At 68.7% G+C, this 14,635-nt stretch carries 17 protein-coding genes; 14 read left to right on the forward strand and 3 right to left on the reverse strand.

What is annotated here, in order from left to right:
- Positions 1–76: 76 nt before the first annotated feature.
- From secY to truA, 13 genes are all read left to right on the forward strand, one after another.
- On the forward strand, positions 77–1,387 hold the full coding sequence (secY, locus tag KME79_RS15980; protein ID WP_148036792.1) for a preprotein translocase subunit SecY: 1,311 nt from the start codon (positions 77–79) through the stop codon (positions 1,385–1,387).
- A complete protein-coding gene (locus KME79_RS15985; protein WP_219545097.1) occupies positions 1,387–2,037 on the forward strand; it encodes an adenylate kinase in 651 nt (216 codons plus the stop codon). The genes secY and KME79_RS15985 overlap by 1 nt, the downstream gene beginning before the upstream one ends.
- Positions 2,038–2,146: 109 nt before the next feature.
- On the forward strand, positions 2,147–2,950 hold the full coding sequence (map, locus tag KME79_RS15990) for a type I methionyl aminopeptidase (RefSeq protein WP_148036794.1): 804 nt from the start codon (positions 2,147–2,149) through the stop codon (positions 2,948–2,950).
- A 20-nt stretch (positions 2,951–2,970) separates the two neighbouring features.
- Positions 2,971–3,396 (forward strand): DUF1707 SHOCT-like domain-containing protein, encoded by a 426-nt coding sequence (locus tag KME79_RS15995; RefSeq protein ID WP_219545098.1) that lies wholly within the window; start codon positions 2,971–2,973, stop codon positions 3,394–3,396.
- A 109-nt stretch (positions 3,397–3,505) separates the two neighbouring features.
- Positions 3,506–3,919: a hypothetical protein gene (locus KME79_RS16000; RefSeq protein ID WP_219545099.1), complete on the forward strand. Its 414-nt coding sequence runs from the start codon at positions 3,506–3,508 to the stop codon at positions 3,917–3,919.
- A gap of 310 nt (positions 3,920–4,229) precedes the next feature.
- Positions 4,230–4,451, forward strand: a complete 222-nt coding sequence (gene infA, locus KME79_RS16005) for a translation initiation factor IF-1 (protein WP_012887858.1) — start codon at positions 4,230–4,232, stop codon at positions 4,449–4,451.
- 23 nt (positions 4,452–4,474) lie between these two features.
- A complete protein-coding gene (gene rpmJ / locus KME79_RS16010) occupies positions 4,475–4,588 on the forward strand; it encodes a 50S ribosomal protein L36 (RefSeq protein WP_003956441.1) in 114 nt (37 codons plus the stop codon).
- A 218-nt stretch (positions 4,589–4,806) separates the two neighbouring features.
- A complete protein-coding gene (gene rpsM, locus KME79_RS16015) occupies positions 4,807–5,187 on the forward strand; it encodes a 30S ribosomal protein S13 (RefSeq protein ID WP_148036797.1) in 381 nt (126 codons plus the stop codon).
- 43 nt (positions 5,188–5,230) lie between these two features.
- A complete protein-coding gene (gene rpsK / locus KME79_RS16020; RefSeq protein ID WP_020542285.1) occupies positions 5,231–5,635 on the forward strand; it encodes a 30S ribosomal protein S11 in 405 nt (134 codons plus the stop codon).
- A gap of 23 nt (positions 5,636–5,658) precedes the next feature.
- Positions 5,659–6,285 (forward strand): 30S ribosomal protein S4, encoded by a 627-nt coding sequence (rpsD, locus tag KME79_RS16025; protein WP_148036798.1) that lies wholly within the window; start codon positions 5,659–5,661, stop codon positions 6,283–6,285.
- A 105-nt stretch (positions 6,286–6,390) separates the two neighbouring features.
- The gene (locus KME79_RS16030; RefSeq protein ID WP_055506403.1) at positions 6,391–7,407 is read left to right on the forward strand and encodes a DNA-directed RNA polymerase subunit alpha; all 1,017 of its coding nucleotides are present in this window, start codon (positions 6,391–6,393) and stop codon (positions 7,405–7,407) included.
- 181 nt (positions 7,408–7,588) lie between these two features.
- The gene (gene rplQ, locus KME79_RS16035) at positions 7,589–8,104 is read left to right on the forward strand and encodes a 50S ribosomal protein L17 (RefSeq protein WP_219545100.1); all 516 of its coding nucleotides are present in this window, start codon (positions 7,589–7,591) and stop codon (positions 8,102–8,104) included.
- A 67-nt stretch (positions 8,105–8,171) separates the two neighbouring features.
- A complete protein-coding gene (gene truA / locus KME79_RS16040) occupies positions 8,172–9,035 on the forward strand; it encodes a tRNA pseudouridine(38-40) synthase TruA (protein ID WP_219545101.1) in 864 nt (287 codons plus the stop codon).
- Between the two features lies 1 nt (position 9,036).
- Here the strand turns inward: truA and KME79_RS16045 are convergent, their stop codons facing one another.
- Positions 9,037–9,894, reverse strand: coding sequence for a hypothetical protein (locus KME79_RS16045; protein WP_219545102.1), 858 nt, complete (start codon positions 9,892–9,894; stop codon positions 9,037–9,039).
- Positions 9,895–11,494: 1,600 nt separating this feature from the next.
- Between KME79_RS16045 and KME79_RS16050 the strand changes: the two genes are divergently transcribed.
- Positions 11,495–11,743, forward strand: a complete 249-nt coding sequence (locus KME79_RS16050) for a hypothetical protein (protein WP_219545103.1) — start codon at positions 11,495–11,497, stop codon at positions 11,741–11,743.
- Positions 11,744–12,210: 467 nt separating this feature from the next.
- Here KME79_RS16050 and KME79_RS16055 read toward each other — a convergent pair whose 3' ends face one another.
- Positions 12,211–13,650, reverse strand: a complete 1,440-nt coding sequence (locus tag KME79_RS16055) for a hypothetical protein (RefSeq protein WP_219545104.1) — start codon at positions 13,648–13,650, stop codon at positions 12,211–12,213.
- A 24-nt stretch (positions 13,651–13,674) separates the two neighbouring features.
- Positions 13,675–14,364 carry a CAP domain-containing protein gene (locus KME79_RS16060; protein WP_219545105.1) on the reverse strand — a complete coding sequence of 230 codons (690 nt, stop codon included), beginning with the start codon at positions 14,362–14,364 and terminating at the stop codon, positions 13,675–13,677.
- Between the last annotated feature and the right edge of the window lie 271 nt (positions 14,365–14,635).

The following is a 14,635-nucleotide window of genomic DNA, read 5'->3' on the forward strand; positions in this document are numbered from 1 at the left end:
ATTGACCTGAGACTCAGATGGCAGACCCCCGCTCCATCGCATACTCACATCGCCTTATAGGCGCGCAGGAGGGACCGTGCTGACCGCGTTTACCCGGGCGTTCCGGACGCCGGACCTGCGCAAGAAGTTGCTCTTCACCCTGGGCATCATCGCGCTGTTCCGTCTCGGCTCGGTTCTTCCGACTCCGGGCGTTCACGTTCAGAATCTGGCGGCCTGCTTCGACCAGGCCCGTGAAGGCGCCAACGGAAACATCTACGGAATGGTGCAGCTGTTCAGCGGCGGCGCCCTTCTGAAACTTTCGGTGTTCGCTCTCGGCATCATGCCGTACATCACCGCGAGCATCATCCTGCAGCTGCTGGTGGTCGTGATCCCACGACTGGAAGCGCTGAAGAAGGAAGGCCAGTCAGGCCAGACGAAGATCACTCAGTACACCCGTTACCTGACCGTCGGTCTCGGTGTCCTGCAGTCGACCGCCTTCATCGCCCTGGCCCGCTCCGGTCAGCTGTTCCCGAACTGCCAGTCGAACGTGCTCATCAACCCCGACAACGTCTTCCAGATCGTGACCATGGTCCTCATCATGACCGCGGGCACGTCTGTGATCATGTGGCTGGGCGAGCTCATCACCGACCGCGGTGTCGGCAACGGCATGTCCGTGCTGATCTTCGCCTCGGTCGTCGCCATCTTCCCGTCGGAGATGGCCAACATCTTCCAGGCGAACAAGTTCACCTTCGCGGCCGTGCTCGTGATCGGTGTGTTCATCGTCGCCGCGGTCGTCTTCGTCGAGCAGGCGCAGCGCCGCATCCCGGTGCAGTACGCCAAGCGGATGGTCGGGCGCCGCATGTACGGCGGCACGTCCACGTACATCCCGCTGAAGGTCAACCAGGCCGGCATCATCCCGCTCATCTTCGCGTCCTCGCTGCTCTACCTGCCGCAGCTGGTCGTCTCGCTGTTCGCGAACGCGGAGGAGCCCAACACGGTCGTGCAGTGGATCTCGCAGAACCTCGCCACCGGCGACACGCCGATCTACATGGTGACGTTCTTCCTCCTGATCGTGTTCTTCACCTACTTCTACGTGTCCATCACCTTCAACCCCACTGAAGTGGCCGACAACATGAAGAAGTACGGTGGGTTCATTCCGGGCATCCGTCCGGGGAGGCCTACGGCCGAGTACCTCAACTTCGTGCTCAACCGTCTGACCACCCCCGGTGCGCTCTATCTGGGTCTGATCTCCATGATCCCGATTTTCGCGCTCGCGGTGTCCGGAGCGAGCCAGAACTTCCCGTTCGGAGGTGCGACCATTCTGATCATGGTTGGTGTCGGTCTGGACACGGTCAAGCAAATCGAGAGCCAGCTGCAGCAGCGTAATTACGAAGGCTTCCTGCGGTAGTGCGTCTCGTTCTAGTCGGGCCCCCTGGAGCGGGTAAAGGGACTCAGGCCCAGTTCATCGCATCTAACCTGTCCATCCCGAAGATTTCGACAGGTGACATCTTCCGTGCCAACGTCTCCGGGGGCACGGAGCTCGGCAAACTCGCCAAAACCTACATGGATCGTGGCGACCTGGTGCCTGACGAGGTCACCATCGCCATGGTCCGTGACCGCCTCTCGGAGGACGACGCGCAGGACGGGTTCCTGCTCGACGGCTTTCCGCGCAACGTGCCCCAGGCCGAGATTCTCAAGAAGATGCTCGCCGACTGGGGTCAGGCTCTCGACCTGGTGCTGGAGCTCGTGGTCGACGACGACGAGGTGGTCAGGCGGCTGGCGGGCCGGCGCACGTGCAGCCAGTGCGGGCGCATCTGGCATGTGGAGTTCGACGACAAGCAGGACGACTTGTGCGATGCCTGCGGTGGCACGCTGTTCCAGCGTGACGACGACAAAGAGGAGACCGTCAGGCACCGCCTGGAGGTCTATCAGGAGCAGACCGCTCCGCTGATCAACTTCTACGCCGACGAAGGCATCCTGGTCGGCGTGGACGCCACGGGCCCGGTCGAGGAGGTCACCCAGCGAGCCATGGACGCGATCCGTCCTTTCCTGGGGTAGCGCCACAGACCATTCGCGGAGGTGGCACGGTTGTCCGTGCCACCTCGCGGCTATTGTGGGGGGAATTGGGCTCCCATGTTGCCCGTTGAAGCCCTTGGGGGTGCCGTACGTGTTCAAACGAAACAAGCATGGAATTCAGGTCAAGTCCGCCGAGCAGCTGGAAAAGATGCGCGCTGCCGGCCTGGTGGTCGGGCGCACACTCGAACTGCTGAAGCGGTCGGTCGAGCCGGGTATGACCCCGCTCGACCTGGATGTCATCGCCGAGAAGGCGATCAGGGACGAGGGCGCTATCCCGTCCTTCAAGGGCTACCAGGGCTTCCCCGCGACGATCTGCGCGTCGGTGAACAACGAGGTGGTCCACGGGATCCCCACCGAGGCGCGCAAGCTGCGCGAGGGCGACATCATCTCGATCGACTGCGGCGCCATCCTCGACGGCTGGCACGGCGACTCGGCCGTCACGGTCCCGGTGGGCGAGGTGGAGCCGAAGCTGCTGGAGCTGATCCGCATCACCGAGGAGGCGATGTGGGCCGGCATCAGGACGCTCAGCCCCGGCCGCCATCTCTCCGACATCGGCCACGCGATCGAGCGGTACGTCAAGTCGCAGGGCAGGTTCGGCATCCCGCCTGAGTACGGCGGCCATGGCATCGGCACCGAGATGCACATGGACCCGTGGATCGCCAACCACGGCAAGGCCGGCCGCGGCCCGGTCATGGAGGCCGGCATGTGCCTGGCCATCGAGCCCATGGTCAACCTGGGTTCGGAGCGCACCCGCGTGCTGGGCGACGACTGGACCGTGGTGACCGTCGACGGCAAGCCGTCCGCGCACTTCGAACACAGCGTCGCGGTGACACATAATGGTCCTTGGGTGCTCACTGCTCTTGATGGGGGCAAAGAGCGCCTTTCGCAGCCGTAGACCCGAGCCCGGGAGTGGGAATGGCGCAGAGCCCCGAGATGCGCGCGTCCGACGTCGACCGTGACCGGGTGGCAGCCCTGCTGCGCGAGCACACCGCACAGGGCCGCATCACCATGGACGAGTTCAACGAGCGGCTGGAGGAGCTCTACAAGAGCAGGACCTACGGCGACCTGGCCAAGCTGACCGCCGACCTGCCCGACGTCGACCTGCGCAACCTCCCCGCCAAGATCCCTCAGCAGGAGGTCCCCGCCCGCCGCATGCATCCGGGGATGATGGCCGCCTGGAGCGCGTGGGCCGCCGCCAGCTCGATCAACTGGGTCATCTGGCTCATCGTCAGCGTCACGTCGGGTGACTTCGTCTACCCGTGGCCGCTGTGGGTGATGGGTCCCTGGGGCGCGATTCTGCTGGTGAGCACGATCTTCGGAGACGGCAAGCAGCGGAAGTAGACGCCTCCATCTGTGCACTAGTGCGCTCTGCGTATTCGTCCACAGAACGAAACCGCGCGGATTCCTAACGTGAACGGTGTCGAGAAACACCACTCACGGAGGAAACGAAATGCGCAAGGTCTTTGCGGCAGCCGCTCTCGCCGGTTCGATGGCCCTCACCGGTCTCGCCCTCGCTCCCGCCGCCCAGGCGGCCTCGGCGCCGGCCACCACGCAGGCGGCCTCCGCCACCGCCGGCACGTGGGGCAAGTACTACTCCAGCAACAGGAAGGCCTACACCTACGGCCAGACCTGGAAGTCGGGCGGCAAGGTCTACACGAAGTGGTACGGCAAGGAGTCCACGTCCAAGCACGGCTACGTCTGGTTCCGCTACGAGTACAAGAGCGGCAAGATCGGCAAGCACTTCTACCGCTGGAACGGCTCCCACAAGCACATCTGGAGCAAGCGGGACATCAAGAAGCTCTACACCTACACCTGCTGGGGCGGCCCCACCAAGTACTGCGGCGCGGTGCACCGCATCTACTGACCGTGAGCCCAGGAAGGCCCGCCGCTCCCCGGCGGGCCTTCCGTCGTGCCGGGGGTCATCACGTACGGGCGCGCGGGGGGAAGACGGCCCGAGGCGGTAGGAGGGTCGGGTAGACTGGCGAGTGGTTGTGTCGGGACATCTGGCACGCGTTTTCGCGTTTTCCGCCATGGTGCCGTACACTTCTTTGTCGGCTCACTAAGACTGTCACGCGTCGGCGGCCCTTGCCGGTCGCCGCTCTCTCCGAAGCGTGAGGTCGCGGCTGCTAGTGAACCGGAGCCTCAGACGATCGATCAGTGAAACGCGAGGGATTTTGGCCAAGAAAGACGGCGCCATCGAGATCGAGGGCACTGTGGTTGAGTCGCTCCCGAACGCCATGTTCCGGGTGCAGCTCGACAACGGCCATAAGGTCCTGGCCCACATCAGCGGACGGATGCGGATGCACTACATCCGGATTCTGCCGGACGACCGGGTAGTCGTGGAACTGAGCCCCTATGACCTCAGTCGTGGGCGGATCGTCTACCGATACAAATAAGACGTCTGAGGACATAAAGGACAATGAAGGTAAAGCCGAGCGTCAAGAAGATCTGCGACAAGTGCAAGGTTATTCGCCGGCACGGTCGCGTCATGGTGATCTGCGACAACCTGCGCCACAAGCAGCGTCAGGGCTAGTCGCCGCAAGGCTTCTCCGAGTCCGCCCCGATCAGGGTGCGGGCTCGACGCATGAGAAGTCTGCAACGTAAGCGCGTGTCACACCCGGGCAGGCAGGTCTCGTCAGAGACCTGGACCACTCGGGAGACCCCCGGTCGGAGGCCGGGGCCCTCCACCCCGGGCATGGGGAGGGGAAGTGGCGCGCAAGACCTCCGCCACAACGAAGGAGAATGCCCGCCATGGCTCGCCTGGTTGGCGTCGACCTCCCCCGCGACAAGCGGCTGGAGATCGCTCTCACCTACATCTACGGCATCGGCCGCACCCGCGCCCAGGAGATTCTCCAGGCCACCGGTGTGAGCCCCGACCTGCGTGTGCACCAGCTCTCCGACCAAGAGCTCGTCCCGATGCGTGACTACATCGAGGCGAACTTCAAGATCGAGGGTGACCTGCGCCGCGAGGTCCAGGCCGACATCCGTCGCAAGATCGAAATCGGTTGCTACCAGGGCATTCGGCACCGCAAGGGCCTGCCCGTCCACGGTCAGCGCACGCAGACCAACGCGCGCACCCGCAAGGGCAAGAAGAAGACCGTGGCCGGCAAGAAGAAGCCTGGCAAGAAGTAGTCCACAGCCGCGGACCGAAGACCTCAGGAGTTGAAGGCAAGCAATGCCTCCTAAGAGCCGTCAGGGCGCGCCGAAGAAGGTGCGCCGCAAGGAAAAGAAGAACGTCGCTCACGGGCACGCCCACATCAAGAGCACGTTCAACAACACGATCGTCTCGATCACCGACCCCAACGGGAACGTGATCTCCTGGGCCAGCGCGGGCCACGTGGGTTTCAAGGGCTCCCGTAAGTCCACCCCGTTCGCCGCTCAGATGGCCGCCGAGAACGCCGCCCGCCGCGCCATGGAGCACGGCATGCGCAAGGTCGACGTCTTCGTGAAGGGTCCCGGCTCCGGCCGTGAGACCGCGATCCGCTCCCTCCAGGCCACCGGCCTCGAGGTGGGCTCGATCCAGGACGTCACCCCGGTTCCGCACAACGGTTGCCGGCCGCCGAAGCGCCGCCGCGTCTGAATTAGCCCAGGAGATACAGAGAAATGGCTCGTTACACGGGCGCGGACTGCAAGCTCTGCCGCCGGGAGAAGACCAAGCTCTTCCTCAAGGGCAGCAAGTGTGAGTCCGCCAAGTGCCCCATCGAGATCCGTCCTTACCCGCCGGGTGAGCACGGCCGCGGACGCCCCAAGGAGTCCGAGTACCAGCTTCAGCTTCGCGAGAAGCAGAAGACCCGCCGCATCTACGGCGTCCTCGAGAAGCAGTTCCGCAACTACTACGAGGAAGCCGCCGGCAAGAGCGGCAAGTCGGGCGAGAACCTCCTCCAGATCCTGGAGAGCCGCCTCGACAACGTCGTCTACCGCGCCGGTTTCGCGCAGTCGCGCGACGCCGCCCGCCAGCAGGTCCGCCACGGCCACGTCATGGTCAACGGCAAGAAGGTGGACATCCCGTCCTACCGCGTTCGTGAGCACGACATCGTCGAGGTGCGCGAGACCAAGCGCAACCTGATGCCGTACGAGGTCGCCCGCGCCACCGCCGGCGAGCGCACGGTCCCGGCCTGGCTGGGCGTCGTGCCCGACAAGCTCCGCATCCTGGTGCACCAGCTGCCCGTCCGGCAGCAGATCGACACCCAGGTGCAGGAGCAGCTGATCGTCGAGTACTACTCGAAGTAGTCACTCGCCTTCCTGGTTCTCGTACGGATCCCGTACGAGAACTAGGCTGTTTCATCGGGGTGGCGTCATATAGCGGGCGCCACACGAAAAAGGGGAGACCCGCACATGCTGATCGCTCAGCGCCCGACTCTTCTCGAAGAGTCCATCGACGAGACGCGCTCCCGGTTCGTCATCGAGCCGCTGGAGCCGGGCTTCGGTTACACCATCGGCAACTCGCTCCGCCGCACGCTGCTGTCGTCCATCCCGGGCGCGGCCGTGACGAGCATCCGGATCGAGGGAGTGCTGCACGAGTTCTCGACCGTTCCCGGGGTCAAGGAAGACGTCACCGACATCATCCTCAACCTCAAGGAGCTCGTCGTCTCCTCCGAGCACGACGAGCCGGTCGTGATGTACCTGCGCAAGCAGGGCCCGGGTGAGGTCACCGCCGCCGACATCGCGCCGCCCGCCGGTGTCGAGGTGCACAACCCCGAGCTGCGCATCGCCACGCTCAACAGCAAGGCGAAGCTCGAGATGGAGCTGACGGTCGAGCGCGGCCGCGGCTACGTCTCCGCCGCGCAGAACAAGCAGCCCGGCCAGGAGATCGGCCGCATCCCGATCGACTCCATCTACTCGCCGGTTCTCAAGGTCACCTACAAGGTCGAGGCGACCCGAGTCGAGCAGCGCACCGACTTCGACCGCCTCATCCTCGACGTCGAGACCAAGCCGGCCATGAAGCCCCGCGACGCGGTGGCCTCCGCCGGTAAGACCCTCGTCGAGCTCTTCGGCCTGGCCCGCGAGCTCAACGTCGAGGCCGAGGGCATCGACATCGGCCCGTCGCCGACTGACGCCGCCCTGGCCGCCGACCTGGCGCTGCCGATCGAGGAGCTCAACCTCACCGTCCGCTCGTACAACTGCCTCAAGCGCGAGGGCATCCACACCGTGGGCGAGCTGGTCGCGCGGAGCGAGCAGGACCTGCTCGACATCCGCAACTTCGGCGCCAAGTCGATAGAGGAAGTCAAGCAGAAGCTGCACGAGATGTCGCTGGCGCTCAAGGACTCCCCGCCCGGGTTCGACCCGAGCGCGGTGGCCGGCGGCGGCTACGACGACGACGACAGCGCGTACGTCGAGACCGAGCAGTACTGACCCGCGCGGGGTCCTTCGCTGGGGCCCTTCGCGGTTGGCGGGAATCACGGATGGTTTCCGTTGAGGGCGCGCCGGCGGATCTCGCCGGCGCGGCCTTCGCATCGCGGCAGGCCGCTGGTGGCCTTCCGCCCGACCCCGGTACCTGGCACGGCCGGGGCGGTTAACTCACAAGGAGAGAGCAATGCCCAAGCCCACCAAGGGCCGACGTCTTGGCGGCAGCCCGGCGCACGAGCGGTTGATCCTGGCCAACCTGGCCACCGATCTGTTCCGCCACGGCCGGATCCGCACCACGGTCACCAAGGCCAAGCGTCTTCGCCCGCTGGCGGAGCGCCTGATCACCAAGGCGAAGAAGGGCGACATCCACAACCGTCGCCAGGTGCTCACGGTCGTCAAGGACAAGGGCGTCGTCCACCACCTCTTCACGGAGATCGCGACGACGTTCGCCGAGCGTCCCGGCGGTTACACCCGCATCACCAAGATCGGCGCGCGTAAGGGCGACAACGCCCCGATGGCCGTCATCGAGCTGGTGAGCGAGCCGCTGAACACGGTCACGCGCACCGCCGCCCCGGCTGCTCCCGCGGAGGAGCCGGCCGAGCCGAAGGCTGAGGAGAGCGCCGAAGTCTCCGCCGAGGCCAAGGGCGACGAGGCCGCCGAGGGTGCCGCCGAGGCGCCCGAGGCGAAGAAGGACGAGGCCTGAGACATCAGGCTTGACGGGCCCGGACCTCCTCATCGGGGTTCGGGCCCTTTTTCGTCCGCGTGTCTGCATGGAGGTGATCGTGGTACGGCTGCGGCTGAATCTCGGGTACGACGGGGGCGGGTTCTCCGGGTGGGCCCGTCAGCCCGCGCTGCGCACCGTACAGGGAGAGATCGAGCAGGCGCTCGGCCGGATCCTCCGGATCGCGGAGCCGGTGCTGACCGTCGCGGGGCGCACCGACGCGGGCGTGCACGCGCGCGGGCAGGTGGCGCACGTCGACGTGCCCGGCGAGGTGCTGGTGCGGCTTGACGGGAACCGGCCGCACGCGCTGGGGACGGACGAGAGGCTCTCTGTGCTCGTGCGGAGGCTTGGCGGGGTTCTCCCTCCAGATGTCCGTGTTTTTCGTGTCTCGGTGGCTCCTGAGGGCTTCGACGCCCGGTTCTCCGCTCTGTCCCGGCGGTACGCGTACCGGGTGAGCGACGCCGCGGGCGGCTGCGACCCGCTGCGGCGGCACGAGGTGCTGTGGCACAACCGGCCGCTCGACCTGGACGCGCTGAACGCCGCCGCCGCCCGGCTGCTCGGCGAGCACGACTTCGCGGCGTTCTGCAAGAAGCGCGAGGGCGCCACCACGATCAGGGAGCTGCAGCGGCTGGACTGGGCGCGCGAGCCCGGCGGGGTGCTGGTCGCGACCGTGGTGGCCGACGCGTTCTGCCACTCGATGGTACGGGCCCTCGTCGGCTCGCTCCTGGCCGCGGGCGACGGCCGGCGGCCGGTCGAGTGGCCCGGGCAGGTGCTCGCGGCGGGCGTACGCGACACGGGGGTGCATGTGGCGCCCGCGCACGGGCTCTGCCTGGAGGAGGTGCGCTACCCGGCCGATGCGGAGCTGGCGGACCGGGCGAGCGCCACCAGGCGGGTGCGCACCCTGGAAGTCTGATTCAGTTGTCGGTGATGCGGCGCTCCAGCACCTTGGCGGTCTCGTCGCGGAACTCGCTGCTCACCTTGACCAGGGTCTTCTCCTTGTCACCCGGGGTGTGGCCGTCGGCGTGGGTGGCGTAGCTGAAGACGATGTAGCGGCCCCACACCAGCCCGGCCGCGTAACCGCCGGCGATGTGCACCCGGTCGCCACCGGACCCCTCAGGGCCGGCGAGGCCGCGGAACCACAGGTTGCGGCTCAGGTTCTTGGCCTGGTCGACCTCCAGCGCGGCGTCCTTGCTGGGCAGGACGGCGATGCCGGTGGTCACCGCGTACCGGCGCTTGCGGTCGACGTACGTGGCGCGCAGCACGCGGCTGCACTGCTGCTCCTTGAGCGCCTCGGCGAACGGACCCGACGCGGCGTCCTCGCAGTCGTCGGCCACGGTCGACTTGACCCTGGTGAAGGCGGCGCCCGCGGCGTCCACCTTCTTGTCCGGGAACGCCTCCTTGAGCGACAGCGTCTTCGGGTCGGTGATCTCCGAGTTGAGCATGGAGGTTCCGGACGGCTCGGCGGAAGGGGTGACGGACGGGGCGGAGGTGGGGCTCGCCGTGGGGGCGCTCGCGGCCGTGTTCGCCGGCGCCGCCGTGTTGGCGGACCGTACGGCGAAGAAGCCGCCCGTGGCGACCCCGGCGAGCACCAGCACGCCGAGCGTGGCGAACAGCGCCCGCTTGCTCTTCGGCGGCTCCTGGACCTGGATGGCCGCGAACGGCGGCTGCCTGAAGGGGCCACCGGACGGGGCCAGCTCCCCTTGGCGGGGCAGCCGTCCCGGGGGGTCCGCTTGGCTGGGGACCAGTGCGGCGGGGTCTCCGTGGCCGGGCATCCGTCTGCCGGGGTCTCCCTGCTGGGGTACTCGTCCGGCGGGGTCTGCTTGCTGGGGTACCCGTCCGGCGGGGTCTGCCGGGTTGGGGGACCGCCTGGTCAGGGGCGTGATGGGACCGCCGCGTGGTGGGCTCTGGGGTGGGACGAGGCCGCTCTGGGGCGGGCTCTGGGTGTCGTGCGGTCCGCCGCGTGCCGGGCCTTGGGCGGAGCCGGTCGTGTACGGCGCGTTGCCTTGGGTCGGCTGGGGGTTGCCGAAACCTCCCGGAGGTGGGACCGGCACTCCCTGGATCACGCTGCCCGGAGGGTGTGGCCCGGCGTCAGGTGGTGTGACGCCTTCGGGTGTGTTCTGAGGGCCGGCTCCGGCTTGTGCCTCGGGGTCACTGCCTGGAGAGGCCGGTGGTTCCTCGCCCTGGAGGAGCCCGTCCTTGACCGGCTCCGCGGTCACCGGGCGCTCTTCGCGCCCTCCCGGGGTAACCGGGTGCTCCTGGCGTTCCCCGGGCGACGGGGTAACCGGGCGTTCCTCGCGCACCTCAGAGGACGCGGTCACTGGGCGTTCCTCACGCTCCGCGGAGGACGCGGGCCGACGGCCCCAGACCTCCGGGGCGAACGGCAGGTCGAGCTGGTCGCGCTCCGGTTCCTCGCGCTGCGGAGCGGGCGGCCACACGGGCACATCACTCGGTTCGGCCCGGCGGCCGGCATGCTCCCTGGGAGCGCCGGGCGGGCCACCCGTGCCATGAGCCCCGGCCGCGCCGGCAGGGGCGCCCTCGGCCTGAGGGCCACCTGCGGTGTGCGGAGTGTTGGTGCCGTGCGGAGTGCTCACGGCACGGAAGGCTCCGGTGGTGTGCGGATCGCCGCTGGCAGGGATCGTGGGGTGGGTGCCGCTCGGGTTCTGGCTGGGGATTCCCGGGGGCCCGCTCTGGCTGGGGGGTCCCGGGGGGTGAGGGTTGCCGGTGATCGGAGGGCCTGCCGTCTCTGGGGCGGGGTTGGTGGTGCCTTGCTGGGCGGCGGGGGAGAGTTTGGGGTCGAACAGGGGTGCCGGCGGTCCCTTCGGGCCGGGTGACGGCACCGGCATGCCGACGCCGAGTCCCGGCCCGCCCTTCCTGGCGAACGGGGGCACCTGGCCCGGGCGGGTGGGGCCCTCGACGTCGTCCAACTGTTCGCCGTACGTGGGGCGGGTCGGCTCCACGCCGTACGGAGGTCTCGGATCCTCCGTGGAGGACCCGTACGGAGGCTGGCCTTCGCGTGCGGGAGGCGGAGGCGCATCGTGGTCGGCGGGCGTCGGCGCGCTGAGCGGGACGGGGCGCGGAGCCATGGTGTTCGGGTCGAAGTAGTGCGACGGACCTGATGCCACGGGCTCGGGACCCCAGCCATCGGCGAGGTCGGGCGACTCGGATCCGGCCGGTGGAGGCGTGGTCCGGTCTTCCGCGGAGGGTTGGGCGGGCCAGTGGCGCCACATGGGGTCGGAATGCGTGGGGGGTGGTGTGGCCGGGAAGGCTCTGAGGTCTTCCGACGGGGGCTGGGCGGGCCAGTCTTGCCATGTGGGCTCGGACGGTTCCTCGGGTCGCGGGGGGTCGCCGTGCTCGCTGCGCTGGGGAGCGTGGGTGTCGTCGTCGGGCTCCAGCTCGCCGGTGGCGGCGGGCCACGGCGGCATGGCGGGGGAGCCGGTGACCGGGGCCGGCCACACCTGCATGCCGGCCGCCGCGGCGGTGAACGCCGGGGGAGGCTCCCAGCGGGGGGCGCCGGGGACGGCGGGCTCACCCCACGAGCTCTTCGGCGGCTGGGGCCAGGGGACGCCCGGCGGGGTGAAGGGCACGCCCGCCGACTCGTCGTCCTCGGCGTACCAGTCGTAGGCCGCGCCGTCCGCGTCCTGCACCTCCCAGGGCTGCGCACCGGGGTAGACCGGGACAGGCTGCTCGCCGCTCGCGGGCTCTCGTACGTCCGAAGGACGCGCGGGGCGCGACGCGGCGGGATCGGGCCCGGACTCCTGGACGGAGAGCCAGTCCTCGGCGGGGGCGGCGCCGGCGGGTTGCCAGGCGTCGTCGCGGGGTGGCTCGCCTTCGACCGTGAGCCAGGCTTGTCCCGAGGGGTCGTCCGGGTATGCCGGTGGGCCCCCTTGCTCTTTGGGGGGCTGGCGACCGAAGCTCGGCGGGGGCGTCGGAGGTGCGCTGCCCGCTTCCCTGCGCTCGTGCTCTGACCCGGGTCCCTGGCCACGCATAAGGCGAGCGTAGCGAGTGTCTCTAGATCGTTCCCCCGGTATGAGTGTTCCCGCGCTGATCGATCGTCACTTTTGCGGGATTTTCGCGTACGAAGTGAGAATTCAGGCCGCGCGAGCGCCCGTCAGCGCACGAACGTCGAGGGCCTTGAAGACCGTCGCCTTGGTGATGTCCTCGGCCGCCTGGAAGAGTCGCTTGGATGCCGTCTTGTCGGGATCGGACCCGTCCTTGTTCTGGAACCAGACCAGGACGGCGTAGTGGCCGTGCGTCCACACCTTGGCGCCGCCGCTGCCCGAGCCGAGGAACTTGGTCACCTCGTCCTTGCCCGCGAGGGGTTTGACGTAGTTGGACTTGTCGCCGGCCTTGGCGACCCTGGCGGCGTTCTTGGTCGTGCTGAGGTTGGCGACGCCGACCGTGCCGATGGTCTCGCCCTTCTTGTCACGGAAGCTGGCTCGCATCATCTGCGTGCACTTGCCGGCCTTGAGGGCCTTCTTGAGCTTGTCGCCGAGCACGCCGTCGTCGCACTTCTTGTCCTTGCTGGTGATCGTCATCTCGTAGGCGCGGCCCGAGGCGGTGATCTTCTTGGACTTGAAGAGCTCCTTCACGGTGAGCGGCTCCGGGTCCGTGCTGCGGCTGCCCGCGTAGCCGAACTCGCCGGGGGGCGCCGACGGGAGCGGGGCGGAGGTGCGGCGCTCCGAGCTGGACACGGCGGCGGGGTCGTCGGCGTTGAACATCACCGCCAGGCCGCCGCCGAGCAGGGCCAGCACGCCGACGCCGGCGAGCGAGGCCCAGAGCGGGCCGCGGGAGCGGGGGCCCTCGTCGTAGGGGCTCCAGGTCTGCCGGGGGGTGGCGGTCTTCTCGGCGGATTTGTCGGGCTTATCCGCCTGCTCTGCCTTGTCCGTCTTATCGGGCTTGCTGGACTTGGCCCTGCCGCGCCTGCCGCGGCCGGTCTCCTTGGCGGCCGGGTCGTCGCCGGGCGCGTCACCGGGAGGGCCGGACGGCGGCTGCGCGTTCGCGGCGGGCTGCGGGGCGCCGGGCGGGGGCTTCCTGTTGCTCGGCGTGAACGCGTCGGGCGCTCCTGGGCCGCCGGCGGCGAAGGGGTCGGACGGGTTCTGCGGGTCGGTGGAGAAGGGGTCCGCCGCCGCTTGCGGGCCGGTGCGCGGGCCCTGAGGGAAGGCGCCGGGTCCCTGCGGGCCGGTGGCGCGCGGGTCGGGCGCGCCCAGCGGGCCGGTCGGCGGGCCGGAGAAGGAGCCTGCCGCGCCCAGCGGGCCGGTGGGTGGGCCGGAGAAGGAGCCCGCCGCGCCCAATGGGCCCGTGGCGGGGCCGGAGGCGAACGGGTCGGACGAGCCCGGCCGGCCTGGCGCGCCCTGCTGGCGAGGGGTGAAAGCGTCGCCGGCCTGGGAGAACGGCCCCGATGGCGGTTGCCCGTCGGCACTCGGCTGGGCGGGTGTGAAGAAGCCGGAGTCGGTCTGGGGCTGGCGGTCTCTACGAGAACGACGCGGGGTGCCGTCCGTGCCGGTTTGCGGTTCCTCGGGAAAACCCATGCGGAGACATTACCGTGAAGGTGGTCACGAACGTCCGAAATCCTGCGTCCACCACGGCCCGCCGGGGCCGGACACGACGCCGACGCCGATGGCGTTGAAGTCGCAGTTGAGCATGTTGCGCCGGTGGTCGCGGCTGGCGAGCCAGCCCTGGACGGCCTCCTTGGCGGAGGCGTAGCCGCGGCCGATGTTCTCGGCGGTGCCGTTGACGTACCCGACCCGTTCCATCCGGTCCCACGGTGAGGCGCCGTCGGGTGATTCGTGGGTGAACTGCCCCGAGCGGGCCATTTCCATGGAGTGGGTGCGGGCCGCCCGGGTGAGCCTGGCGTCGGTCCTGAGCGGGCGGCAGCCGTTCCTCGCCCTGGCGGCGTTGGTGAGCCGGACGACGTCGGCGGCCATGCCCGGCATGCTCCTGATCGACTGGCCGTCGTCGTCGCCGAGCACCGAGACCGGGTCCTGGTCGGTGAAGCCGGCTATCTCGCCGGTGGGGCTCTTGGTGGGCCGGACGTCCGTCTTGCCGCGCGGCGTCGTGGTGACAACCTGCCGGGGGATCCGCTCGACGTGCGGCTGGGCCTTCTGTGGCGTGGTCTTGGGGGCGGCCTGGGCCGTCGTGGGCGGCGTGGTCTCGTTCAGGAAGATGTGGTCGTCGGGCATCGAGTCGCCGGACACCCGGCCGAGCAGCACTCCCGTGAGCAGGGCCGTCGCGAGCAGGCCCACGGCACCCAGGTGGTTTCGGCGCCGGATGGGCCGCTGGGTGTGCCGGGTGTGAGAACTCTGCCACATACCGCCACCAACGATAGAGATGTCGGGTCCTGGTAAAGAAGGGAATGCCGGGAACCGAAATCTATTCGTTCTGTGGTCAGGTAGAATCGCGACAGGTTATCGGTCTTTTGACTGCCCTCTCGGGGGCGGGTAACCTCTCGTTCGTTGTGTGCATAGGTCCGCGAGACCGATGCGCGGCGCGTCCGGCGTCATCTCCTATCACAGC

Source organism: Nonomuraea harbinensis (genome assembly GCF_019396385.1).
Classification (GTDB): domain Bacteria; phylum Actinomycetota; class Actinomycetes; order Streptosporangiales; family Streptosporangiaceae; genus Nonomuraea; species Nonomuraea ferruginea.

What these genes read in the sequence shown, in the direction of transcription:
- KME79_RS15995 (WP_219545098.1), top strand. Translation starts at nt 2,971, where the DNA reads ATGGCGCAGAGCCCCGAGATGCGCGCGTCCGACGTCGACCGTGACCGG.
- KME79_RS16000 (WP_219545099.1), top strand. Translation starts at nt 3,506, where the DNA reads ATGCGCAAGGTCTTTGCGGCAGCCGCTCTCGCCGGTTCGATGGCCCTC.
- rpmJ (WP_003956441.1), top strand. Translation starts at nt 4,475, where the DNA reads ATGAAGGTAAAGCCGAGCGTCAAGAAGATCTGCGACAAGTGCAAGGTT.
- rpsM (WP_148036797.1), top strand. Translation starts at nt 4,807, where the DNA reads ATGGCTCGCCTGGTTGGCGTCGACCTCCCCCGCGACAAGCGGCTGGAG.
- rpsK (WP_020542285.1), top strand. Translation starts at nt 5,231, where the DNA reads ATGCCTCCTAAGAGCCGTCAGGGCGCGCCGAAGAAGGTGCGCCGCAAG.
- rpsD (WP_148036798.1), top strand. Translation starts at nt 5,659, where the DNA reads ATGGCTCGTTACACGGGCGCGGACTGCAAGCTCTGCCGCCGGGAGAAG.
- KME79_RS16030 (WP_055506403.1), top strand. Translation starts at nt 6,391, where the DNA reads ATGCTGATCGCTCAGCGCCCGACTCTTCTCGAAGAGTCCATCGACGAG.
- rplQ (WP_219545100.1), top strand. Translation starts at nt 7,589, where the DNA reads ATGCCCAAGCCCACCAAGGGCCGACGTCTTGGCGGCAGCCCGGCGCAC.
- truA (WP_219545101.1), top strand. Translation starts at nt 8,172, where the DNA reads ATGGAGGTGATCGTGGTACGGCTGCGGCTGAATCTCGGGTACGACGGG.
- KME79_RS16045 (WP_219545102.1), bottom strand. Translation starts at nt 9,894, where the DNA reads ATGCCCGGCCACGGAGACCCCGCCGCACTGGTCCCCAGCCAAGCGGAC.
- KME79_RS16055 (WP_219545104.1), bottom strand. Translation starts at nt 13,650, where the DNA reads ATGGGTTTTCCCGAGGAACCGCAAACCGGCACGGACGGCACCCCGCGT.